This is a genomic window from Thalassobaculum sp., from assembly GCF_040219615.1.
Classification (GTDB): Bacteria; Pseudomonadota; Alphaproteobacteria; order Thalassobaculales; family Thalassobaculaceae; genus Thalassobaculum_A.
In genome coordinates, this window is sequence record NZ_JAVJSE010000024.1 from 38,003 (window position 1) to 61,558 (window position 23,556).

Sequence of the window (23,556 nt, forward strand, 5' to 3'; positions counted from 1 at the left end):
GGTGGTTCGCAAGCCGGGACGGATCGATGGCCGAGGGTTTTCTGCAGACCGTGCGCCGCGAGGTCGAGCGCTTCCAGAACCGCAGTTTCCTCGAGGCTGTGATGGCGGTCGCCGCCCTCGCCGCCATGGCCGACGGCGAATACGGGCTGGCCGAGAAGTACCGGGCCGAGGAACTGCTGGCCGAGATCCCGATCTTCGACGTGTTCGACCTGTCGGAGGCCATGGAGATCCTCGACGAGGACGTGTTCGCCCTGCGTGAGAACCGGGCGGCGGCCAGCCGGGAGCTGGAGGCCCGGGTGGCGGCCTATGCGGACGAGCCCGACCGGGCCCGGACCCTGCTCCGGGCCGCGCACGCGATCATCACCAGCGACGGCGTGACCACCGAATCCGAGCGCGCCGAGTTCGAGCGGCTGGCCGGCCTGCTCGCCCTGAGCGTCGTCGCCCTGGCGCTGAAGTAGCCCGGCGCCGCCGCCAATCCCTACGCCACGCTGCCCCTACGCCACGCTCCGCCGGACCGCGGCGTCCTTGCGCTTCGTCACGTCCGGCAGCAGCTCGATCCCGAGCCCCGGCCCCTGCGGCGCCCGGATCATGCCGTTCTCGACCGGCGGCAGGGCGGTCACCAGTTCGCCGTACCAGCCGTGGTAGAACGCCCGCACCATCTCCTGGATGAAGCAGTTGCGGGTGTGCAGCGCCAGGTGGGTGGAGGCGGTCAGCGCCACCGGGCCGGTGCAGTCGTGGAACGCCACCGGCAGGTGCCAGGCGTCGGCCATGGCGGCGATCTTGCGGCCCTCGGTCAGGCCGCCGCACCAGGTCAGGTCGGCGATCACCAGCGACAGCTCGCCGAGCTCGACTAGGTAGCGGAAGTCGGCCTTGCCGCCGCGCGTCTCGCCGACCGCGATCGGCGACCGGGTCGAGCGCGCCACCTCGCCGAGCGACGACAGGTGGTCCATGAACACCGGGTCCTCGACCCACAGCGGGTCGTAGGGCTCCAGCGCCCGGGCGATCTTGACCGCGGTCGGCCGGTTCCACATGGAGTGCAGCTCGGCCATCACGTCCATCCTGTCGCCGACCGCCCGGCGGATCTTCTCGAACGGCTCCAGCGCCTTCCTGAGGTCGGCGGCCGAGATGTAGGCCCCGGACGACGCCTCGGCGGCATAGTCGAACGGCCAGATCTTCATGGCCGTGATGCCCATCTCCAGCAGCGAGTGCGCGACCTCGTCGGCCCGGTTCAGGAAGCCCTCCAGGTCCTCGTACGGCCCGTCCTCGGCGCCGATGCCGAAGTTGGCGGTGCCCTGGACCGGCCGGTTGCGGACGTACTGGTAGCCGGCGCAGGTGTTGTAGACCCGGATGTCGTCGCGCACCGCGCCGCCCAGCAGCTGGTGGATCGGCTGGCCGGTCGCCTTGCCCCACAGGTCCCAGAGCGCGATGTCGACCGCCGAGCGGCCGCGCTGCTCGGCGCTGACGCCGGCGAACCCGACATAGCCGATCAGGTGGGCCTGGTGCTGCTCGATCCTGAGCGGGTCCTTGCCGAGCAGATACGGGGCGATGATGCCGTGGACATGGGCCTCGGCCGAAGCCGCCCCGTAGAAGGTCTCGCCGAGCCCGGTCGGCCCCTCGTCGGTCTCGAGGCGGACCCACAGCAGGTTCGGAAACTCCTCGAGCCGGATCGTCTCGATCGCGGTGACCTTCACGGCATGTCCTCCCGGCGGTTTTGCCGGGAGTATGCGGAGCCGGCGCGGTTGGTGGAAGAGCCACTGGTGCGGCGGGTGGGTTCCGGAGCCGGACGCTCGCGCGTCCCCTCCGGAATGACGAAGGTGGGCAGGATTTGGCCGGTTTCCCTCCCGGATCCACCCCTCACTTCGTCATCCCGGAGGGGACGCGCGAGCAGCCGGCTCCGGGATCCACGACGTGACGGGCGCCGCCAAATACCTTGAGCAGCCGGGGTTTTCGCGATGTGTGAACACCGTAGCTCCCGCCATCGGCGGCCCGGCCCGGGATGAGAGCCGGAAGGTGATCGCTTCCGACGCCCTCATCCCGGACGAATGCGCGGCAGCGCGTTCGAGCCGGGACCCACTGGGTACCGCGCCGACCGAGCGCCTACGCGCCCCCGAACGCCGCCTCGCCGCCTTCCTCGCGCAGGGTCTCGTCGGCCAGGCCCTTGGCCTCGCCCAGGGTCAGCGGCGCGACGGCGCGGCCGTCGGTGTACAGGAACCGCAGATGGCGGCGGCGCGACACCAGCTTCTCCGGCAGCGGCGCGTAGCGCACGGACTGGCCGCCGAGCGACGGCGTCACCGAGCCGACGTCGACCGCCTCCTCGGTCTCGACCCTGAGCAGGAACAGCCGCGTGCCGTCGCCGCGCCGGCCGACGAACGGGATGCCGGCCAGCCGCAGGAAGGAGGTCGCGTCCGGGGCCTTCGGGAAAGCGTCGGCGAAGGCCGCCTCGACCAGGTCGAAATCCGGCTCGGGGGCGGCCTCGGGTGCCGCCGCCCCGTCCGGCGCGTGCGGCGTCTGCCACTGGGCGACCGGGCGGTCCGGGTGGTTGTGGCCCGGGCCATGCGAGTGCGGGTACTCGCCGTGCGGGTGATGGTGATGGTGTCCGCGATGCATGGCGCTGCCTCCCTCAGAACGACACGGGCTTGTCGATGATCGCCCTGTGCTTGCCCATGGTGCCGTGGGCGACCATCGAGCCGAGCGCCTCGACCACCACGCGGGTGCCGAACAGGGCGGTGATGTCCGAGGTGTCGTAGGGCGGGCTGACCTCGACCACCTCGATGCCGCAGACCCCCGGCGCGGTCACCAGCCCCAGCAGCTTCAGCGCCTCGCGCGGCAGGAAGCCGCCGGGCTCCGGCCAGCCGGTGCCGGGCACGAAGCCGCAGTCGACCGAGTCGACGTCGAACGAGATGTAGACCGCGTCGGCGTCCTTCCAGGCCAGCTCCAGCGCCACCTCGGCGGTCTTCTCCAGGCCCATCCGCTCGATGTCGGCGATGGTCAGCACGTTGGTGTTGCGCTTGCGGGCCTCCTGCACGCCGGCGCGCGGCACCTGCCAGCCGCCAATGCCGAGCTGCACCAGGTTGACCGCCGGCACGTTGGCCAGGTTGGTCGCCCAGTACCAGGGCGTGGTGTGCATGCGCTCGTCCAGGTCCTTCTCCTGGATGTCGATGTGGCGGTCGAAATGGATGATGCCGATGCGCTTGGAGGTGCATTCGGCGATGCCGCGCACGCAGGGGAAGCCGATCGAGTGGTCGCCGCCCAGCATCACCGGCAGGGCGCCCGACGAGAAGATATGCGACACCCCGCGGGTGATCTGGTCGAAGCTCTTCTCCAGGTTGGCCGGGATGGTGAATACGTCGCCGGCGTCGCACAGGGTCATCTGCTCGCGCAGGTCCACGCCCAGCTCGTAGTTGTAGGGCGTGTACAGCGCCGAGATCCGGCGGATGCCCTGCGGCCCGAAGCGGGTGCCGGGGCGGTAGGTGGTGCCGCTGTCGAACGGGATGCCGACCACCGCCGCGTCGTAGCGGCCGACGTCGCGGACGTCCTCGACATAGGGCGCCTTCAGGAAGGTGTTGATGCCGGCGAAATGCGGCAGCTCGCCGCGCGCGAAGGTCGGGATCGAGCGGTCGGTCAGGCTTTCGGACCCGGGCAACCCCATCTTCAGCGCCCATTCCTGCTCGCGCCGCCAGCCGTCCTCGGGCAGCCGGCCCTCGGCGTCCAGCGCCTTCCAGCCCTGGCTCTCGCGGGCACTGAAATCCGGGTGGTGGCGGCGCACGCCGGTCGGCGAGGGTGCTAGGCCGGCGCGGCGGGTCCGGAACCGGCGTTCAGGATTGCGGATCATGGTGGTCGCTTCCTCGTTCCTGGTCGTTGCAGTCGTCGCTCGCGGCGGTGTCCTCGCTCGGGGCCGCTGGCGGCCGCTCGATCGGCAGGTCGTAGGTGACCGTAGCACCGTATGCGTCCGGGTGGTCCGGGTCGTGGCGGACCTTGTCGAAGGCCAGCAGCCGGGTGCCCAGCGCGAAGGCTTCCGAGAGGTCGTGGGTGACCATGAGCACGGTCATGCCGCGCTGGCGCCAAAGGCCGTGCAGCAGGGCGTGCATGTCGGCGCGGATGCCGGGATCGAGCGCCCCGAACGGCTCGTCCATCAGCAGCACCTTCGGCGCCATCAGCAGGGCCTGGCCGATCGCCAGGCGCTGCTGCATGCCGCCCGACAGCTGCGCCGGGTACAAAGTGCGGGCGTGGCCGAGGCCGATGGCGCCGAGAATCGCCTCGGCATCCTCGACCGCCCGGCGGCGGGCCGCGCCGAACAGCCGGCCGAGCCGGGGCGCGCGCCGGAACTCCAGGCCGAGGATCAGATTCTCCTGGACCGTCAGGTGCGGGAACACCGAGTAGCGCTGGAACACGATGCCGCGGTCCGGCATCGGCTCCGGCGCGATCGGCGTGCCGTCGACCAGGATCTCGCCACGGTCCGGCCGCTCCTGCGACAGCAGCAGTCTGAGAAACGTCGACTTGCCGCAGCCGGACGCCCCGACCACGGCGACGAACGACCCGGCGGCGATGTCCAGCTCGACACGCTCCAGCACCGGCCGGTCGCCGTAGGACTTGTGCAGGCCACGGACCTCGATCCTGCTCACAGGCCGGCCCCGTCACCGTGCGCCCAGCCGAAGGCCCGCCGCGACAGCCGGCGCAGCGCCAGGTCGATGCAATAGGCCAGGATGGTGATCCAGGCGACGTAGGGCAGGATGATGTCCATCGCCAGGTAGCGGCGCACCAGGAAGATCCGGTAGCCGAGCCCGCCGGTGGCGGCGATCGCCTCGGCGGCGATCAGGAACAGCCAGGCCGGGCCGAGGCACAGCCGCACCGTGGTGATCAGCCGCGGCAGGATCTGCGGCAGCACGACCCGCAGGATCATCTGCCAGGTGCTCGCCCCCAGGGTCTGCGCCTTGACGATCTGCTCCTCCGGGATCTCGGCGACCCGTTGGGCGATGTCGCGGGTCATCACCGGGGCGACGCCGATGACGATCAGCACCACCTTGGACAGTTCGCCCAGACCGAAAGCGATGAACAGGATCGGCAGCACCGCCAGCGGTGGCACCAGTGACAGCGCCGCCACGAACGGCGCCAGGCCGGCCCGCAGGCGCGGTACGAAGCCGATGGCGATGCCCAGGACCAGCGCCGTGGCCGCCGCCGTCCCGACGCCGAGCGACAGCCGGAACAGGCTCTCGGCGGTGTCGGTCCAAAGCAGCACGGCGCCGCTGCGCCGATCCTCCTGGAAGGCGTAGGCGACGATCTGCCGCCAGATCTCCGGCAGCGGCGGGAACAGCTTGTCGTTCGGGTTCTCCGCCCGGCGTGCCGCCGAGACCGCCGCATAGGCGACCGCGACGATCACGAACGGGATCGCCCCGAGGACGATCCGTCCCCGCCGGCCGGGCCGGGCGTTGATCCAGCGCACGGGTGGCGACCGCGGGCGAGCCGGTCGGACTCAGAGCCCCTTGGCCGCCATCCGCATGTAGGCCGGGTCGAAGCGCAGCTTGACGTTCCCGGTGTCGCCCAGGGTCTTGCCGCCCGGGAACGCCATGCCGACGTAGTCGGCGCTCGGCGCTCCCTCGCCCAGGATGCCGTGGCTGAACAGGAAGTTGCGGACGTAGTCCATGGTCTTCACCACCTCCGGGCCCTCGGTGAAGGCGACCGCCTCGGCCGGGGTGTAGAACATCCTGGTGGTCGCCAGCTGGGCGTCGTAGCCGGCCAGGTCGGTGCCGGAGGCCTCGGCCATCGCCGTGCGCGCCTTCTTTCCGGCGGCATCGTCCTTGGACATCACCGCCATCGCCTCGTACCAGGCGCCGACCAGCGCCTTGCCGAGCGCCGGGTTGTCGGCCAGCGTCCCGGTGTTCACCACCATCATGTCGATGATCTCGCCCGGGATCTTCGCGCTGTCGAACACCTTGTGGCTGTCCGGGGTCTCCAGGATGGCCGACAGCAGCGGGTTCCAGGTGACCACCGCGGTCACGTCGGCGGTCTGGTAGGCCGCCACCATGTCGGCGTCGGAGGTGTTGACGACCGTCAGGTCCTTCTCGGTCAGGCCGACGCTGTCGAGCGCCCGGGCCAGCAGGTAGTGCGACACCGACAGCTCGACCAGGTTGACGGTCTGGCCCTTGATCGCCGGCAGGTCCTTCTTGCCCTTCAGGACGATACCGTCATTGCCGTTCGAGAAGTCGCCGACGATCAGTGCGGTGGTGTCGACGCCGCCGCCGGACGGGATCGACAGCGCGTCCATGTTGGTCATCGAGCAGCCGTCATAGGTGCCGGCGGTGTACTGGTTGATCGACTCGACATAGTCGTTGATCTGCACGACCTCGACCGAGATGCCGTATTTGTCGGCCCACTTCTTCATCAGGCCGGAATCCTGGATCCAGCCCCAGGGCATCCAGCCGACATAGATCGACCAGCAGACCTTGAAGTCCTTCTTCGCCTCGGCCCGGGCCTCGGGGGCGGCGAGCGCCAGCACGGCGGCCAGTGCCAGAGCGCAGCAACGGATGAGATAGAGTCGCATGGGTTCGGCTCTCCTTCCTCTCGGGCCGCTCGAACGGCCGGTTGGATGGGATCTGCCGAGACCAAACCGGGAGGCAGGTTTGCTCGGCAAACCCGTGCAGTGACCTCCCGGGATTTTGTCCCGCCGTGTCTCCGGCAACCCGCCGGAGTGCGTCTCTCGGACCAGCGCCGCCGATCCGGCGGCCGGAACCCTAGACGCGCTGCACGAGCATCCCTCCGCAGGATGCGTGCCAGCTCGGAAGCGGGGGAATCCGCCGGAGCCCGCGCAAGGCCAGCGGCGTGCCCTGCCCACCCGGGCGCCAACTGCCCAAATCTGGGGCAACGGGCGGGTTCCGGCTCGGCCGCGCGAGGCGCGTCCGTCCGGAATGACGACAAGCGGGGAAGGGCCGCCACCGCGCCCTCCCCCATCCTCGTCATTCCGGACCGGACCGCCGCAAGCGGGCCGGAGCCGGAACCCACCCGCCGCCTCAGTCGGCCGCGTCCTCGCGATCACCGTCCACGTCCAGGAAGCCGCCGGTCTGGCGCTCCCACAGCCGGGCGTACAGGCCGCCGCGCGCGACCAGTTCCCGGTGGCTGCCGGCCTCGACCACCCGGCCGCGGTCCAGCACCACCAGCCGGTCCATGGCCGCGATGGTCGACAGCCGGTGGGCGATGACGATCACCGTCTTGCCCGCCATCAGCGGCCCGAGGCCGTCCTGGATCGCCGCCTCGACCTCGGAGTCGAGGGCCGAAGTCGCCTCGTCCAGCACCAGGATCGGGGCGTCCTTCAGCAGCGCCCGCGCGACCGCCAGGCGCTGGCGCTGGCCGCCCGACAGCTTGACCCCGCGCTCACCGACATGGGCGTCGTAGCCGCGCCGACCGCGGCCGTCGACCAGCTCGACGATGAAATCGTGGGCGCGGGCCGTCCTCGCCGCCGCCACGATCTGTTCCTCGGTCGCGTCCGGCCGGCCGTAGCCGATGTTGTCGCGGATCGAGCGGTGCATCAGCGACGGGTCCTGGGTGACCACCGCGATGGCGTCGCGCAGGCTGTCCTGGTCGACCGCCGCGATGTCCTGGCCGTCGATCAGGATGCGCCCGGCGGCGACGTCGTAGAGCCGCAGCAGCACCATCGCCAGGGTCGACTTGCCGGCGCCCGACGGGCCGACCAGTCCGATCCGCTCGCCCGGCCGGACCGCCAGGTCGATGCCGTTCAGCGCCGCAGGCCCGCCCTCCAGTTCCTTGCCGTAGTTGAAATGCACGCCCTCGAACGCGATCTCGCCGCGGGTCACCGCCAGCGCCGGGGCGTCCGGCCGGTCGACCACGGTCTGCGGCCGGGACAGCGACTGCACGCTGTCCTCCAGGGTGCCGACGGCGTCGAACAGGTCGCCGAGGTTGAACATGGCGATGCGCGACAGGGTATGGATCTGCAGCAGCAGCGCCATGACCGCGGCGACGTCGCCGGCGGTCACCCGGCCGGCCTGCCACAGCAGCACGCCGACCGCCCCGCCGCTGGCGATCAGCGCGCCGTTCAGCAGCGACAGCCAGGAGATCTGCGCGGTGGTGTAACGCGCCTGCTCGCCGAGCCGGTCGACCGACCACTCCAGCGAGCGCCGGACGTGGTCGTCCTCGCGGGCGCGGCCGGTGAACAGCCTGACGGTCAGGTAGTTGGAGTAGCCGTCGACGATCCGGCCGGTAAACACCGAGGCCGCCTCGGCCACCCGCCGGGCGGCCCGCCGATTGCGCGGCAGGTAGAGCCGAAGCGAGACCGCGTAGAGCGCGATCCAGCACAGCACCGGCAGCGCGAACACCGGGCTTCGATACATCAGGAAGATCAGGGTGCCGGCCAGGAACAGCACGGCGTATAGCAACTGGTCGGTCAGCACCCGCAGCAGGGTGCGGATCGACCGGCCGGTCTGCACCACCCGCGAGGCGATACGGCCGACGAAGTCGTTCTGGAAGAACGCCACGTCGTGGCCCGCGACGTATTCGTGGAACCGCCAGCGCACCAGCGAGCTGACGTTGCGGGCGATCGTCTGGTTGCGCAGCAGCGAGGCCAGCAGCGTGATCGCCGGGCGCACCAGCACCAGCAGCCCGACCAGGATCGCGACCTCGCGCCAGGGCTCGGCCGCCGCCGCGGGATCGCCGGCCACCAGGTCGACGATCCGGCCGATCGACCACGGAATCGCGATCTCGACCGCGCTGACCGCCGCCGAGGCGGCCACCAGCAGGCCCAGCGGCCAGCCGATCTCGCGGACCAGGGCGAACAGGATCCGCCAGACCGTGGTCGGCGGAGTCAGCGGATGCGGCACCGCCGCCGGCGCCAGCGGGTCGATGCGGTGCTCGAACCATTCGACGATGCGCCGGAACGGCATGACCGGCTTCCCTTCGCGATCGGGACACTCTGGAGGTCAAGATAGTCGTGACGGCCGGGATCGCGGAGCCCCGGGCCCGACTATTCGGCGACCAGCGCGCTCAGGCCCAGCAGCCCCGGCTGCGGATGGGTGACGATCGCCGTCGGGATGCGCCGGACATAGCGGCTCGACCGGCCCTTGGCCTCGAAGCGGGCGCGGAAGCGCCCATGATCGAACAGGTCGCCCAGATAATGCGGCATGCCGCCGGCGAGGTAGACGCCACCGGTGGCCCCGAAGGTCAGGGCGAGGTCGCCGGCGACGGTCGCCAGCAGGTCGACGAACATCCCGACCGCCCGCAGGGCCCGCGCCTCGCCGTCGCGCGCCGCGGCCAGGACGACCTCGCTCTCGCGGTCCGGCCGCGGCGGCTCGCCCTCGACGACGGCGATCGCGGCGTCCAGGGCCGGCAGCCCGATTCCCGACAGCACCCGCTCCGCCGAGACGTGGTCAACCCGGCGGCGCAGCACCGCCAGCACCGCGCTCTCGGCGTCGGTCATCACCGGCAGGGTGACGTGACCGCCCTCCCCGGCCACCGGCAGCCAGCCGTCGTCGCCGACCGGGACCAGCCCGGCGACCCCGAGGCCGGTCCCCGGGCCAAGCGCCACCATGGCGCCGCGCGGCTCCGGCGCCCAGTCGCCGAGCGGCGCGCGCGCGTCGTCGCCGAGCAGCGGCAGCGAGCGCGCCACCGCCACGAAGTCGTTCACCAGGCGCGCGCTCCGGAAGCCGAAGGCACGGGCCAGTTCGTTGCCGTCGATATCCCAGTCGGCGTTGGTCAGCCGCACCCGGTTGCCGACCACGGGCCCGGCCACCGCCAGCATCGCCCGGCCGGGCCGCTCACCGCCGGTTGCCTGGGAGAGATAGTCGGCGATCGCCTGCTCGGCACTGTCGAAGTCGCCGGTGTGGACGACCTCGACCGCCCGGTAGCGGCCGACCCCGTCCGACAGCGCCAGTCGGGTATGAGTCCCGCCGACATCGGCAAGCAGTGACGGTGCGGATCCGGCCATCATGCGACCCTCCTCAGCGTCCCCGCAGGGAGCGCAGGAAACTGCGCCGCCAGGCCCCGAGGTCGTTGGCCCGCAGCACCGACATCATCGACGCCCAGCGCGCCCGGCGCTCCTCGACCGACATCGCCAGCGCCCGCTGCAGGCCGTCGGCCACATACTCCGTGTCGTAGGGATTGACGGTCACCGCGCCGTCGAGCTCGGCGGCGGCGCCGGCGAACTGCGACAGCACCAGCACCCCCGGATCCTCCGGGTTCTGCGAGGCGACGTACTCCTTGGCGACCAGGTTCATGCCGTCGCGCAAAGGGGTGACGAAGCCGACCCGCGCGGTGCGGAAGAAGCCGGTCAGCTGCTCGCGCTGGAACGACTTGTTCAGGTAGCGCAGCGGCATCCAGTCGAACTCGGCGAACCGGCCGTTGATGTGCCCGGCCTTGCCCTCCAGGGTCTCGCGGATCGCGCGGTAGCTCTGCACGTCGGAGCGCGACGGCGGGGCGATCTGCATGTAGGTGACGTGGCCGCGCAGGCTGGGCGCGGTCTCCAGCAGGGTCTCGTAGGCGTCGAACCGGCGGTCCAGGCCCTTGGAGTAGTCGAGCCGGTCGACGCCGACGATCAGGTCCTTGCCGGCCAGCGATTCGACCAGTCGCCGGGTCTGCCGGGTCCGCACCGAGTCCGCCGCCTGCGCCGCAAGCTGGTCCGGGTAGATGCCGATCGGGAAGGCGGCGGCCCGCGACTTCTCGCCATAGGCCTCGAAGCGGCCGTTACGGCCGACCGTACCGCCGGCGACCGTGCGGATATAGGCCAGGAAGTTCTGGACGTCGTTCTCGGTCTGGAAGCCGACCACGTCGTAGGCGCACAGGGACTGCACCAGGTAGGCGTGGTCCGAACACGACGTCAGCAGGTCGGGCGGCGGGAACGGGATGTGCAGGAAGAAGCCGATCCGGTTGCGGTGCCCCATCATCCGCAAGTCGCGGCCGAGCGGTATCAGGTGGTAGTCGTGCACCCAGATCAGGTCGTCCGACTCCAGCATGGTCGACAGCCGGCCGGCGAACTCCTCGTTGACCCGCCGGTAACCGACCACGTAGCTGCGGTGGTACTCGACGAATTCCATGCGGTAGTGGAACAGCGGCCACAGCGTGGCGTTGGCGTAGCCCTTGTAGAACGCGTCGTAGTCGCGGCGTGCCAGCGGCATCGTCGCATAGGTGATCTTGCCCTTGGTCTCGGTCCTCACCCGGCCCGAGCCGCTGGTGTAGATCTCGCCCGACCAGCCGAACCAGACCCCGCCGATCTCGGACAGCGCCTCCTGCACCGCGACCGCCAGGCCGCCGGAGGTCGTCTTGCCCTCCTGGATCGGCGCGACCCGATTGGATACGACGACGAGACGGCTCAAACCACGTCCTCCCAGGGTCGCGACAACCGCATGGCGCATTTGATCAGGCCGACCATCGAGTAGGTCTGGGGGAAGTTGCCCCACAGCTCGCCGGTCACCGGATCGACATCCTCCGACAGCAGCCCGAGCCCGTTCCGGCAGGCCAGGATCTCCTCGAACATCGCGCGCGCCTCGTCCTTGCGCCCGATCACGGCCAGCGCCTCGATGAACCAGAAGGTGCAGACGGTGAAGGCCACCTCCGGGGTCCCGAAATCGTCGGGCGCGTCGTATCGGAACACGTGGCTGCCGCGCTTCAGCCCCTTCTCGATCGCCTCCACGGTGCCGACGAAGCGCGGGTCCGACGCGGCCAGGAAGCCGAGTTCGTGCATCAGCAGCAGGCTGGCGTCCAGGTCGTCGCCCCCGAAGGTCGCCGCGAAGCCGCCGAGCCTGTCGCTCCAGGCCCGCTCGCAGAGCCGGGCGTGCATGGTATCGGCGTGGCCGCGCCAGTCGGCGGCCTCGTCGGCCAGACCGAGCTGGGTGGCGATCCGGGCCAGCCGGTCCGCCGCCGCCCAACACATCATGGCCGAGAAGGTGTGGACCGAGGCGCGGGTCCGCAGCTCCCAGATGCCGGCGTCCGGCACCTCGAAGCGTTCGATCGCCGCCCGCCCGAGCGGCGTCAGCTGGCGGTACAGGGCCTCGTCGCCCATCCGCACCAGGCGGGTGTCGAAGAAGCTCTGGGTGACCGCCAGGATGACCGCGCCGAACACGTCGTGCTGGACCTGCAGATAGGCCTGATTGCCGACCCGCACCGGTCCCATGCCGCGATAGCCCGGCAGGGTGTCGACGATCATTTCCTCGACCCGGTCCTCCAGGGTCAGCGAGTACAGCGGCTGCAGCACCTCGCCCTCGGTGCTCTTGGCGACCACGTTCTGGATGAACCGCAGGTAGTGCTCCAGCGTCCGGGTCGCCGACAGCCGGTTGAGGGTGTGGACCACGAAATACGCGTCGCGCAGCCAGCAGTAGCGGTAGTCCCAGTTGCGCTGGCTGTTCGGCGCCTCCGGGATCGAGGTTGTCATGGCGGCGATGACCGCGCCGGTTTCCTCGAAGGTGCAGAGCTTGAGGGTGATCGCCGCCCGGATCACCTCTTCCTGCCACTCGAACGAGATGTTCAGCGACCGTGTCCAGTCGCGCCAGTAGCGGACGGTATTGTCAAAGAACACCCGGGCGGTCTCGGGCACCGAGTCGCGCAGGCTCTCGTCGGCACCCAGCAGGAAGGTGGCCGGGCCGTCCAGCAGGAACCAGGACTCGTCCATGACATAGGCCGGCACCGCGTCGGTGGTCAGCCGCACGGTCTGCGACGGGCCGACCCAGCGGATGTGGTTGGAGCCGCGCGTCACCTGCGGCTCGACCGCGCCCCAGCCGAAGGCCGGGCGGATCCGGACCCGGACGCGCGGCAGGCCGGCGACCGGCCGGACGTGGCGCACGATGGTGGTCGGGCGGAACATGCGGTCGTGCTGCGCGAACCGCGGGGCGAAGTCGGTGATCTCGATCGCCGATCCGTCAGCCGCCTCGACCCGCGTGACCAGCACCGGCGTGTTCGACACGTAGCGCCGCTCGGCCTTGACCGCGCCGGACAGGTCGACCGCGAAGAAGCCGCGCTCCGCCGGAGCCGCCTCCTCGTCGATCCGCAGCAGCGCGTCGAACACCGGCTCGCCGTCGAAGCGCGGCAGGCAGCACCACACGATCCGGGCATAGGGGTCGACCAGTGCGCCGAAGCAGCAATTGCCGATGAGTCCGAGGTCGAGCGTGCTCACGGGCCGCGAGTCTCCGTGCCGGTGGGTGCCCCGAGACGTTAGGCAAGTGGGCCGGGGGGGTCAAACGCGGGCTCTGGTAACCCGCCGCGCGCGCCGGGGTTGCACGGCGCCCGCCGGCCGCCGGCGCCGCTCAGGCCACCCGGTAGCGGTCGATCACCGCCGGATCCGGGTCGACGCCCAGCCCCGGCCCGTCGGGCACCCGCAGCCGGCCGCCGCGGACCATCGCCGCCTCGCCGAACAGCTCGGCCTCGAAGTCGAGATACAGCCGCTCGAACAGCGGCGGTCGTACCTCGGCCGCGGTCAGGTGGATGGTGGCGATCTGGCCCGGGCCGAACAGCGCGCAGTGCGGCGAGTAGGTCAGGCCGTTCGCCTCGCAGAACCGGGCGATCTTCAGCAGCTCGGTCACCCCGCCGGTCTTGGCGACGTCGGGCTGGGCGATGTCGATGGCCCCGGCCCGGTGCATGGCCACGAAGTCGAACAGGCTGCCGGCGTTCTCGCCGGCCGCGATGCGGTGCCGGCCGGTCGCCCTGACGGCCGCCAGCCCGCCGTAGTTCTCGGGCGGCCAGACCGGCTCCTCGAACCAGTGCAGCCCGAGGCCGTCGAGCGCCGCGTCGACCGCCAACGCCTCCTCGACCGACCACGGGCAGTTGGTATCGAGCATCACCACCGCATCGTCGCCCGCCGCCTCGCAGGCCGCCGCGATCACCGGCACCGCGACCTCGTGCAGCTTGATCCAGCGGTAGCCGCGGTCGATCGACCGGCGCACCGCCCGCGCCACCGCCTCCTCGGTGCCGTAGCGTACCAGGCTGGCATAGACCTCGACCTCGGCCGCGCTCGCCCCGCCGACCAGCTCGGCCAGCGGTCGGCCGGCCCGCTTGCCGGCGAGATCCCAGAGCGCGATGTCGACCGCCGAGATGCCGTACATGATCGAGCCGACCCGGCCGAAATTGTGCAGGTTGAACTCGACGTCGTGCTTGATGCGGGCGATCTGCCGGGCGTCGCGCCCGACAACCAGCGGCAGCACCCGGGTGTCGATCAGCTGCTTGAGGGCAGTGTCGGCCATTCGCGAGAACGCCTCGCCCCAGCCGACCAGGCCGTCCTCGGTCTCCAGCCGCACCATCAGCATGTCGAAGGTGTCCGCCGGCGCGCCGCCCCAGCCCCATGGCGGCAGGCCGCCGCCGGTCTCGAACGGGACCGACACCAGGACCGATTCCGCCTTGGCGATTCGCATGACGACCTCCCTCGATACCGGGGGACAGCCTACCGCGCCGCCGGATGCCCGGCGAACCCGCCGGAACGGCATCGCTGTCGTGACGTCGCCGTCAGCGCTGCAGCTTCGCCAGCGCCTCCTGGGCGCCGGCATGGCCGGGCTCGAACAGCAGGCATTGCTGCCAGCACACGGCGGCCTGATCGGGCTCGCCGAGCTCGCCGAACGCCACGCCGAGGCCGTACCAGGACTCGGCATCGCGCGGGTCGACATAGATCGCCCGGCGCAGGGCGTCGGCCGCCTCGTGCCACCAGCCGCCGCGCGCGCAGACCTTGGCCATGTGGAACAGGTAGGTGCGCTCGCTCGGCTCGTGCACCAGCGCCCGGCCGATCAGCTCGGCGGCCTCGGCCACCCGGCCGTTCTCCAGGGCCAGCACCGACTTGACATTGAGCGTGCGGGCGTCGTCCGGGCGCGAGGCCGTGACCTTGCGATACAGGCCCTCCAGGCCACCGATGCCGCCCCGGCCCCGTCCGCGTCCCCGCACCGCCCCGGCCCCTAGCCGCCGAGGACCCGGCCGGCGACGGCGTCGAGACGGGCGACCACCTCGGGATCGCGGGACTCGGCGTGGGTGATCATCGCGTGGTCGAGGGCCCGGTCGCCGCCCTGCTCGTCGACCATCGGCCGGCGGCGCAGCTTCGGCGCGGCCGTCTTGATCAGCGAGCGGGCCTTGTCGGCGTTCGACAGCAGCACCCGCACCACCACCTCGACGGTGACGTGGTCGTGGTCGGGATGCCAGCAGTCGTAGTCGGTCACCATGGCGACCGTCGCATAGGGGATCTCCGCCTCGCGGGCCAGCTTGGCCTCCGGCATGTTGGTCATGCCGATCACGTCGCAGCCCCAGGACCGGTACAGGTTCGATTCCGCCAGGGTCGAGAACTGCGGCCCTTCCATCGTCATGTAGGTCCCGCCCCGGCTGTGCGGCAGCCCCAGCTCCCGGCAGGCCTCCTCGAGCGCGTCGCCGATCCGGGTGCTGACCGGATGCGCCATCGACACATGCGCCACGCAGCCCCGGCCGAAGAAGCTCTTCTCGCGCGCGAAGGTCCGGTCGATGAACTGGTCGACCAGGACGAAATGCCCGGGGGCGTACTCGTGCTTCAGCGAACCGACCGCCGACACCGAGATGATGTCGGTGACCCCGGCGCGCTTCATGGCGTCGATATTGGCCCGGTAGTTGATGTCGCTCGGGCTGTGCCGGTGGCCGCGGCCGTGGCGGGGCAGGAACACCAGTTGCTGGCCGTCGAGCTCGCCGAACAGCAACTGGTCGGACGGTTCGCCGAACGACGACGGCACCGTCTCCCACCGCGTGTCGGCGAGTCCGTCGATCTGGTACACGCCACTGCCGCCGATAACGCCGATCAGGGCTTCCCGGGTATCCTCCGCCATCGCTCGTCTTTCCGCTGCGCCAAGCCGTCCCGACACCTATAGCGCGGGGCAGCGGGCAAGCGAAAGGGCGAGGGCCGACGGCGGCGTCGCCGGCGAGCCGTCGACCGCGGTCAGAGCGCGGGTTCGAGGTCGACCCGGACCAGGCGGATGCGCCGGACCACCCGACCGCGAAGCGACCGGTTCACCGTCTCGGTCAGTGCCATCTCGGCGCGAGCCCGGTCCGGACGATGTACCGCGCGCGGCCCCAGCAGGGCGAGCGCCTCGGCCGCCGCCTGGGCGATCTCGTCGGCCCGGTCGCGCACCACGGCGGCGAAGGCGCGCCGCGCCTCCACCGCGATCCTGGCCTCGACCCGCCAACGGTCCGGGCTGAGCGGGCGGCCGTGGAAACCGATGATCGGCCGGTCGAACTCGATCCGCACGTTCTCGCGGTCGTCGGACTCCAGCCGCTGGAACAGGGCGTAGACCAGCAGGCCGGCCAGAATCGACAGGCAGGCGACGCCGAAGATATTGCGGCCGACCTCCGATGCCTGAATCCCGGCACCGAACCGCACCGCCGACACCGCCTCGACCGCCGCCCAGCCGACGCCGAACGCCAGGAACACGGTGCCGCACAGCAGCAGCATGGTGCTGCCGAGCCAGACGCTTCTGTTGATGAGAGGAGAGACGGAGTCGAGCATGGTCGCACCGAGTATCGCCGTCCCCCGTCAGTCGAACGCCCCTGAGCCGCGCCGGTTCCCCGGGTCTCGCGGATTTCGCCTACGGGTCAGTAGCTGTGCACGGGAAACTCGAACCCGCCCCGGCAGACCGTCAGGCAGGCGTCGACGACGGCCGCATCGTACCGGACGCCCCGGCCGTCGCGCAGTTCATCGAGCGCCGCCGGCATTCCCAGCGCCGGCCGGTACGGCCGATGGCTGCACATGGCTTCGACGACGTCGGCCACGCCGATGATCCGGGCCTCGAGCCGGATCGCCGATCCGGCCAGGCCGCGCGGGTACCCGCTGCCGTCCAGGCGCTCGTGGTGCTGGTGGACGATGTCGGCGACCGGCCAGGGGAAATCGACCTCGCGGAGGATCTCGTAGCCTTGTTCCGCATGGGTCCTGACGATCGCGAGTTCGCTGTCGCTCAGGCGGGCCGGCCGCACGAGGATGTCCGCCGGCACCGCGATCTCGCCGAGGTCGTGCAGCAGGGCGGCATATTCGAGCCCCGCCCTTTCCTCGTCCGGAAGTCCGAGTTCGTCGGCGAGTGCGAGCGCGAGCGCCGCTACCCGGCGCTCGTGCCCGGCGGTGTAGGCCCCTCGCTTCTCGATCGCCAGGCCAAGGGTGTCTACCGTCTGCCGCAGTATCCGCTCGGCCCTGAGCAGAGACCGCTTCAGGTCCTCCTGGGCGTTCCTGATATCGGTGAGGTCGACGCCGACGACGACGATGCCCTGGATCGCTCCCGATGCCTCACGGATCGGCGCGCCGTGCCAGCGATGGAGGAGGGCCCGGCCGTCCGCAGTGGCCAGCCGCACGTCCGCGACGTCCGGCTGGCCGGTTCGCAGGATCCTTTCGATCGCCCTCCGCGCAAGGGCCAGGTCGTAGGGATAGGCGAGGTCGGCGATGGTCATCCCGGCGAGTTGCGCGGCGGTATACCCGCTCACCGCCTCCAGGGCATTGTTCCATTCGAGGATCCCGCCCTCCGGATCGTTGACGAACAACGGGCTGGGGAGTGCTCTGCCGATCGCCTCCAGGCGCCGCAGCGCGGTCTCCCGGCGTTCATGCTCGCGGGCCGCACGCCCGGCCAGCATGAACCACACGGCGAACAGCCCGATGGCGGTCGCCAGGACGAATGCCACCCCTTTGTAGGTGCCGTACTGGACGAGCCGGTCCGGGTCGGTCGTCAGGAGCGCAAGGGCCTGGTCGGAGAACACGATGTAGGCCGTCGCCAACACGCAGTAGCCGCCTCCGATCGCCGTGGCCTCGGTCAGTACATGCCTGCGCTTCGGCACGACCTCCAAGTTCGCTGACCCGCCCCCCCGCATACCGCCTCCTCGCCACCGCCGGCCCTTGCAGTCGGACGGACCCACTCGTCCCAAAGGCCACGGCCGCCCCGAGCCGGCATTGATCCGCGTCAACCCCGCGACGGCCGCGGACCCGGCCCGGAACGGGAAAGGGCCGGAAGGTTTCCCCTCCGGCCCCGGTCCCTCGTGTCGGCGGTCGCCGGCGTCAGTGCACGGCGGCCCAGATCTTCCGCTTGGTCGCGTACAGCAGGCCTGTGAACACCAGCAGGAACAGGATGGACATCACCCCGGCCCGCTTGCGCTGCTCCAGGTTCGGCTCGGACGCCCAGGCCAGGAAGGCGGAGACGTCCTTGGCCTGCTGGGCGATGGTCGCCGGGGTGCCGTCGCCGTAGGTCACGCCGTCCGGGAACAGCGGCGGCGGCATGGCGATCTGGTGCCCGGCGAAGCCGGTATTGTAGTACATGCCGTCCGGGACCTTCATGTCGGCCGGCGCGTCCTTGTAGCCGGTCAGCAGGCCGTACAGGTAGTCGGCCCCGCCGACGCGGGCATCAACGATCAGCGACAGGTCCGGCGGCAATGCGCCCCCGTTCGCGGCCCGCGCCGCGTTGTCGTTGGCGAACGGGCTGACGAACCGGTCCGACGGCTTGCCCGGCCGCTCGAACATCTCGCCCTCGTCGTTCGGGCCGTCCGTCACCTGCTTCTCGGCCGCGATCGCCTTGATCTCGTCCTCGCCGTAGCCGAGGTCGGCGAGATTGCGGTAGGCGACGAACTTGAGCCCGTGGCAGCTCGCGCAGACGTTCTGATAGACCTGGAGACCGCGTTGCAGGGATGCCCGGTCGAAGGTTCCGAACACGCCCGAGAACGACCAGTCCTGCGCCTCGATGTGGAGTTCGCCGGCGGCCTGGGCGGGACCCGAGAGGGCCGCCACGGCCAGGGCGGAAGCGACCAGTCCGGCGCCCGCCAGCGTCTTGATGCGCGCGATCATCAGACCTTCTCCCTCGGGGCCGCGGTCGCGCCGGCGAACCCGGCGCCGCCGCCGGTTACCGGCTCGCTGATCGATTTCGGCAACTGCCGCGGGGTCTCGAACACCGAGAGCAGCGGCAGGATCACCAGGAAGTGGATGAAGTAGTAGGCCGTGGCCAGCCGGGAGGCGAGCACGTACCAGCCCTCCGGCGGCTTGCCGCCCAGATAGGTCAGCGCCACCACGTCGATCACCAGGATCCAGAAGAAGATCTTGAAGATCGGGCGGAACTGGCCGCTGCGGACCGGCGAGCGGTCGAGCCAGGGCAGGATGAACAGGACGGCGATGGCGCCGAACATGAACAGCACGCCGCCGAGCTTGTCCGGGATCGCCCGCAGGATCGCGTAGAACGGCAGGAAGTACCATTCCGGGACGATGTGCGCCGGGGTCACCAGCGGGTCGGCCGGGATGTAGTTGTCCGGATGGCCCATGAAGTTCGGCGCGAAGAACACGAAGGCCGCGAACGCGATCAGGAACACACCAAGGCCGAACGCGTCCTTCACCGTGTAGTACGGATGGAACGGGATCTGATCCTTCGGTCCCTTGACGTCGATGCCGAGCGGGTTGTTCGAGCCGAAGCGGTGCAGCGCCACCAGATGCAGCACGACCACGCCGACGATCACGAACGGCAGCAGGTAGTGCAGCGAGAAGAACCGGTTCAGGGTCGCGTTGTCGACCGCGAAGCCGCCCCACAGCCAGGTCACGATGCTTTCGCCGACCACCGGGATCGCCGAGAACAGGTTGGTGATGACGGTGGCGCCCCAGAAGCTCATCTGGCCCCACGGCAGCACGTAGCCCATGAACGCGGTCGCCATCATCAGCAGCATGATGACCACGCCCAGCATCCACAGCAGTTCGCGCGGCGCCTTGTAGGAGCCGTAGTACAGGCCGCGGAAGATGTGGATGTAGACCACGATGAAGAAGAAGCTGGCCCCGTTCATGTGGATGTAGCGGATCAGCCAGCCGTAGTTCACGTCGCGCATGATGCGTTCGACGGAATCGAAGGCGTAGTCCACATGCGGGGTGTAGTGCATCGCCAGCGTGATGCCGGACACCAGCATGATGACCAGGGCGATTCCGGCGAGCGACCCGAAGTTCCACCAGTAGTTCAGGTTCTTCGGGGTCGGGTACTCATGCAACTCGTGGTGCATGAAGCTGAAGATCGGCAGCCGGTGATCGATCCAGCGCACGATCGGATTGTCGAATTTCGCGGCCATGGTGCGTCGCCCTCCCTCAACCGATCCGGACGACGGAGTCGGAGATGTACTGGTACTCCGGCACCGGCAGGTTCAGCGGCGCGGGGCCCTTGCGGATCCGGCCCGAGGTGTCGTAGTGCGACCCGTGGCACGGGCAGAACCAGCCGCCGTAGTCGCCGCGCGGGTCGGAGGGCTTCTGGCCGAGCGGCACGCATCCCAGATGGGTGCAGACGCCGACCACGATCAGCTGCTCCGGCTTCAGCGCGCGGGCACCATCGGCCTGCGGGTCGCGCAACTCGGACAGCGGAACCGCCCGGGCCTCCTCGATCTCGGCCGGCGTGCGATGACGCACGAACACCGGCTTGCCGCGCCACTTGACGGTGACCGCCATGCCCTCGGCGACCGTCGAAGTGTCGAACTCGATCGACGCGAGCGCCAGCACATCGGCGGCCGGGTTCATCTGATCGATGAACGGCCAAGCCACGCACGCCGCCCCGACGGCGCCGACAGCGGTCGTCGCGACATACAGGAAGTCGCGTCGGGTATCGCCCTGATGGGTGTCAGCCATGGTCCTCCAACCCTCAAACGGTCGCCCCCGGACGACCCTGACTCTGTTCTGTATACGGACCGGAGGCCCGGACCAACGCGACGCGCTGTCGCAATCCGGTCGGCGCACCCGCCCCGTGCCGCTTCGCTATACCGCACGGCCCGGAGGTTTGCAAAGCGTCGCGCCACGGTTATTAGCGGCATATGCGCCTCGTGCTGTACGAACCCGACATCCCGCAGAACGCCGGCACCATCCTCCGGCTCGCCGCCTGCCTGGGCGTCGGCGTCGACGTCGTCGAGCCCTGCGGCTTCGTCTGGTCGGAGCCGCGCCTGCGGCGGGCCGGCATGGACTACCTGGAATTCGCCGAGGTCGTCCGGCACCGGTCGTGGGGCGCGTTCCTGACAGATCGGCAGCCCGGACGGCTGGTGCTGCTGACGACGCGCGGTGCCGTGCCGTTGCCGGCGGCACGCTTCGAGGCCGGCGACCACCTGGTACTCGGCCGCGAGAGTGCCGGCGTTCCGGACACCGTGCACGGGGCGGCGGACCTGGCGGTGAGGGTGCCGATGACGGCCGGGGCCCGGTCCCTGAACGTGGCGGTCACCGCCGGCATCGTGCTGGCCGAGGCCCTGCGCCAGACCGGGGGATGGCCGGGAACATGGCCGGGAACATAGCGGTTTCAGCCGAGGCGGCGGGTGGGTTCCGGATGAGCCGCGCCGGGCGCGTCTCTCCGGAATGACGAAAGGGGCTCTGAATCTGTCGTCATTCCGGAGCGGGTCGCCGCAGGCGGAGCGCATCCGGAACCCACCCGCCGCCGCTGCTTCCCAGGCCGGTCTACCGGTCCAGCCGGAACGGGTAGGGCAGCAGCCGCTCCAGGTCGAGGATCTCGCCGAGCGCGTCCTCGTCGCCGGAGTCGATCAGCACCAGCGACGGCGGCGCGTCGGTGGCGAACTCGGCGAAAACCTGCCGGCAGGCCCCGCAGGGCGAGCGGTCGGCGATCCGGGCGTGCAGGGCCTGCACGCACGACACCGCCAGCACCGAGATCCGCCGGAATCCGGCCGAGGCGGCCTGGGTGATGGCGGTACGCTCGGCGCAGATCGTCCCGCCATAGCTCGCGTTCTCCACGTTGGCGCCGGTGAAGACCCGGCGCTCGGGATCGTCGGCCATGACCAGGGCGGCCCCGACGGTGAAGCCGGAATACGGCGCGTGCGCCCGTGCCGCCGCCGCCCGCGCCATGTCGCGCAGATGCGCCAACTCCGCCGGGTCGACCGTCACCCGGCGCTCCGGGATCGCGCGCGACGGCACGGTCAGCCGGCCGAGCGGGGTCTCGGTCACCGCCGCCGTCCGCGCCACCGCCGGCAGGGTCAGCTCGATCTTCGCGCTCACGACCCGCTCCCGTACACCTTTCCGGGATCATACGCCTTCGGTTCCACAACCTCCAGCCGCACGCCGCCGGCCCCGTCCGATGCCACCCGCCGGAAGAAGCAGGCCCGGTAGCCGACATGGCAGGCCCCCGGCCCCTCCTGCTCGACCAGCAGCAGCACCGCGTCCTGATCGCAGTCCAGCCGCACCTCGCGGATCCGCTGGACATGGCCGCTGGTGCCGCCCTTGCGCCAGATCTCGCGGCGAGAGCGCGACCAGTAGTGCGCCTCGCCGGTCTCGATCGTGGCCTTCAGCGCCGCGGCGTTCATCCAGGCCATCATAAGCACGGTGCCGCTGTCGGCGTCGGCGGCGATCGCCGGGATCAGCCCGTCGGCGTCGAACTTCGGCGCCAGTGCCGTGCCTTCCTCGATCTCGGCATGGCTGCCGCGCGCCGCGAACTCGGCCTTCACCGCGGGCGGGGGCGTCATTTCAGTCCCGCCAGCAGTTCGACCCACATGCCGGCCCGCGGCGCCAGCGACGACAGGTAGATCTGCTCGTGCAGGGTATGCGCACCCTCGCCGTCGGCCCCGAGGCCGTCCAGGGTCGGGATCCCCAGCGCCGCGGTGAAGTTGCCGTCCGAGCCGCCGCCGGTGAGCGCGGTCGCCTGCAGGTCGAGGCCGCTCCTGGCGGCCAGCGCCCGGGCCTGCTCCAGCAGCGCGTCGATCGCCGGGGTGCGCTCATAGGGCGGGCGGTTCATGCCGCCGGTGGCGGTCACCGTCACGTCCGGGTCGCGCGCCACCCGGTCCAGGATCCTGGCGGTCATCTCCTCGCCGTCGGCGGCGGTGACCACCCGCAGGTCGATCTCGGCGCGGGCGTCGCGCGGCACCACGTTGACGCCGGTGCCGGCACTGACCAGGCCGACGTTCGTGGTGATGCCGCGGGCATAGTCGGTGTAGCCCTCGATCTCCAGGATGTGGTGGGCCAGTTCCCTGACCGCGCTGCGGCCGTCCTCGTGGCGGGCGCCGGCATGCGCCGGCCGGCCGGTGATCGTCAGCTCGAACCGGCCGACGCCCTTGCGGGCCGCCACCACCTTGCCGCCGTCGCGGGCCGGCTCGGTGACCAGCACGTATTTCGCCTTCAGCGCCTCGCGCTCGATGATCTCGCGGCTGGTCGGGCTGCCGACCTCCTCCTCGGAGACGTACAGGAAGCTCACCTGCATGCCGTGGGCGCGGCCGAGCCGCTTGAGGTGGCGCCAGGCGTAGTACGGCAGATAGGCGCCGGCCTTCATGTCGTAGATGCCGGGGCCGAACACCCGGTCGCCCTCGCGGCGGATCGGGTTGGTCTCGTCCTTGGTGCCGAACGGGTGCACGGTGTCCATGTGCGACAGCACCAGGATCGACGGCTCGCCCTCCTTCCAGTCCGGCGAGCGCACCAGCACATGGTCGCCGAAGCCGTCGCGGCCGGGGATCCGCTCGACCGTGCAGCCGACCTCGGACCACACCGCCTGCACCTTGTCGGCGAGCTTGTCGACGGCGTCGCCGTGATAGGTCGGGGTCTCGACCTCGACCCAGTCGAGGATGCCCTCGAGGATCTCCTCGGCGTCGATACGGGGCTCGTTCTCGCGGGCCAGGGAATCGCGGGGTTGGGCCGCGTCGGTCATCGGTGTGCTCCGGGTCGCA

Annotated in this window: 23 protein-coding genes and 1 riboswitch; of the genes, 2 read left to right on the forward strand and 21 right to left on the reverse strand. The window is 70.7% G+C overall.

Going from position 1 to position 23,556, the window contains the following annotated elements:
• Window positions 1-26 precede the first annotated feature (26 nt).
• A complete protein-coding gene (locus RIC31_RS13530) occupies window positions 27-458 on the forward strand; it encodes a TerB family tellurite resistance protein (protein ID WP_350108185.1) in 432 nt (143 codons plus the stop codon).
• A gap of 36 nt (window positions 459-494) precedes the next feature.
• Here the strand turns inward: RIC31_RS13530 and RIC31_RS13535 are convergent, their stop codons facing one another.
• The 18 genes from RIC31_RS13535 to petA all read right to left on the reverse strand — a co-directional run bounded on the left by RIC31_RS13535 (window position 495) and on the right by petA (window position 20,539).
• Window positions 495-1,691, reverse strand: coding sequence for a mandelate racemase/muconate lactonizing enzyme family protein (locus RIC31_RS13535; protein ID WP_350108188.1), 1,197 nt, complete (start codon window positions 1,689-1,691; stop codon window positions 495-497).
• Window positions 1,692-2,097: 406 nt separating this feature from the next.
• On the reverse strand, window positions 2,098-2,607 hold the full coding sequence (locus tag RIC31_RS13540; RefSeq protein ID WP_350108193.1) for a hypothetical protein: 510 nt from the start codon (window positions 2,605-2,607) through the stop codon (window positions 2,098-2,100).
• A gap of 13 nt (window positions 2,608-2,620) precedes the next feature.
• Window positions 2,621-3,832, reverse strand: a complete 1,212-nt coding sequence (locus RIC31_RS13545; protein WP_350108195.1) for an agmatinase family protein — start codon at window positions 3,830-3,832, stop codon at window positions 2,621-2,623.
• Window positions 3,816-4,622, reverse strand: coding sequence for an ABC transporter ATP-binding protein (locus RIC31_RS13550; RefSeq protein WP_350108198.1), 807 nt, complete (start codon window positions 4,620-4,622; stop codon window positions 3,816-3,818). Before RIC31_RS13550 ends, RIC31_RS13545 begins: the two co-directional genes overlap by 17 nt.
• Window positions 4,619-5,440, reverse strand: coding sequence for an ABC transporter permease (locus tag RIC31_RS13555; protein WP_350108201.1), 822 nt, complete (start codon window positions 5,438-5,440; stop codon window positions 4,619-4,621). Before RIC31_RS13555 ends, RIC31_RS13550 begins: the two co-directional genes overlap by 4 nt.
• A 30-nt stretch (window positions 5,441-5,470) precedes the next feature.
• Window positions 5,471-6,538 (reverse strand): putative urea ABC transporter substrate-binding protein, encoded by a 1,068-nt coding sequence (locus tag RIC31_RS13560; RefSeq protein WP_350108204.1) that lies wholly within the window; start codon window positions 6,536-6,538, stop codon window positions 5,471-5,473.
• A 102-nt stretch (window positions 6,539-6,640) separates the two neighbouring features.
• A riboswitch (guanidine-I (ykkC/yxkD leader) is annotated at window positions 6,641-6,743 on the reverse strand.
• Between the two features lie 261 nt (window positions 6,744-7,004).
• Window positions 7,005-8,888: an ABC transporter ATP-binding protein gene (locus RIC31_RS13565; RefSeq protein ID WP_350108207.1), complete on the reverse strand. Its 1,884-nt coding sequence runs from the start codon at window positions 8,886-8,888 to the stop codon at window positions 7,005-7,007.
• Between the two features lie 80 nt (window positions 8,889-8,968).
• A complete protein-coding gene (gene glk, locus RIC31_RS13570) occupies window positions 8,969-9,931 on the reverse strand; it encodes a glucokinase (protein ID WP_350108211.1) in 963 nt (320 codons plus the stop codon).
• A gap of 10 nt (window positions 9,932-9,941) precedes the next feature.
• Window positions 9,942-11,312: an alpha,alpha-trehalose-phosphate synthase (UDP-forming) gene (locus RIC31_RS13575; RefSeq protein ID WP_350108214.1), complete on the reverse strand. Its 1,371-nt coding sequence runs from the start codon at window positions 11,310-11,312 to the stop codon at window positions 9,942-9,944.
• A complete protein-coding gene (locus tag RIC31_RS13580; protein ID WP_350108216.1) occupies window positions 11,309-13,105 on the reverse strand; it encodes a glycoside hydrolase family 15 protein in 1,797 nt (598 codons plus the stop codon). Before RIC31_RS13580 ends, RIC31_RS13575 begins: the two co-directional genes overlap by 4 nt.
• A 130-nt stretch (window positions 13,106-13,235) precedes the next feature.
• Window positions 13,236-14,336, reverse strand: coding sequence for a mandelate racemase/muconate lactonizing enzyme family protein (locus tag RIC31_RS13585; RefSeq protein WP_350108218.1), 1,101 nt, complete (start codon window positions 14,334-14,336; stop codon window positions 13,236-13,238).
• A 91-nt stretch (window positions 14,337-14,427) separates the two neighbouring features.
• Window positions 14,428-14,856, reverse strand: coding sequence for a tetratricopeptide repeat protein (locus RIC31_RS13590; RefSeq protein ID WP_350108220.1), 429 nt, complete (start codon window positions 14,854-14,856; stop codon window positions 14,428-14,430).
• Window positions 14,857-14,867: 11 nt separating this feature from the next.
• Complete coding sequence (locus tag RIC31_RS13595) at window positions 14,868-15,755, reverse strand: S-methyl-5'-thioadenosine phosphorylase (protein ID WP_350108223.1); 888 nt, start codon at window positions 15,753-15,755, stop codon at window positions 14,868-14,870.
• Window positions 15,756-15,865: 110 nt separating this feature from the next.
• A complete protein-coding gene (locus RIC31_RS13600; protein ID WP_350108226.1) occupies window positions 15,866-16,432 on the reverse strand; it encodes a hypothetical protein in 567 nt (188 codons plus the stop codon).
• A gap of 86 nt (window positions 16,433-16,518) precedes the next feature.
• Entirely contained in the window at window positions 16,519-17,742 is a 1,224-nt protein-coding gene (locus RIC31_RS13605; protein WP_350108229.1) for an HD domain-containing phosphohydrolase, read from the reverse strand.
• Window positions 17,743-17,959: 217 nt separating this feature from the next.
• Window positions 17,960-18,739 (reverse strand): cytochrome c1, encoded by a 780-nt coding sequence (locus RIC31_RS13610; RefSeq protein WP_350108232.1) that lies wholly within the window; start codon window positions 18,737-18,739, stop codon window positions 17,960-17,962.
• On the reverse strand, window positions 18,739-19,992 hold the full coding sequence (locus RIC31_RS13615) for a cytochrome b (RefSeq protein WP_350108235.1): 1,254 nt from the start codon (window positions 19,990-19,992) through the stop codon (window positions 18,739-18,741). Before RIC31_RS13615 ends, RIC31_RS13610 begins: the two co-directional genes overlap by 1 nt.
• A 16-nt stretch (window positions 19,993-20,008) precedes the next feature.
• Entirely contained in the window at window positions 20,009-20,539 is a 531-nt protein-coding gene (petA, locus tag RIC31_RS13620; RefSeq protein WP_350108238.1) for a ubiquinol-cytochrome c reductase iron-sulfur subunit, read from the reverse strand.
• Between the two features lie 182 nt (window positions 20,540-20,721).
• On the opposite strand from petA, the gene RIC31_RS13625 reads away from it, so the two are divergent.
• Window positions 20,722-21,189, forward strand: coding sequence for a tRNA (cytidine(34)-2'-O)-methyltransferase (locus tag RIC31_RS13625; RefSeq protein ID WP_350108241.1), 468 nt, complete (start codon window positions 20,722-20,724; stop codon window positions 21,187-21,189).
• A gap of 160 nt (window positions 21,190-21,349) precedes the next feature.
• On the opposite strand, the gene RIC31_RS13630 is transcribed toward RIC31_RS13625, so the two are convergent.
• Genes RIC31_RS13630 through RIC31_RS13640 form a run of 3 tightly spaced genes read right to left on the reverse strand, consistent with a single transcriptional unit; the run spans window position 21,350 to window position 23,537 of the window.
• A complete protein-coding gene (locus tag RIC31_RS13630) occupies window positions 21,350-21,901 on the reverse strand; it encodes a cytidine deaminase (protein WP_350108244.1) in 552 nt (183 codons plus the stop codon).
• Window positions 21,898-22,365: a phosphoribosyl-AMP cyclohydrolase gene (hisI, locus tag RIC31_RS13635; protein WP_350108247.1), complete on the reverse strand. Its 468-nt coding sequence runs from the start codon at window positions 22,363-22,365 to the stop codon at window positions 21,898-21,900. Before hisI ends, RIC31_RS13630 begins: the two co-directional genes overlap by 4 nt.
• Window positions 22,362-23,537 (reverse strand): M20 family metallopeptidase, encoded by a 1,176-nt coding sequence (locus RIC31_RS13640; RefSeq protein ID WP_350108250.1) that lies wholly within the window; start codon window positions 23,535-23,537, stop codon window positions 22,362-22,364. Before RIC31_RS13640 ends, hisI begins: the two co-directional genes overlap by 4 nt.
• Window positions 23,538-23,556 lie beyond the last annotated feature (19 nt).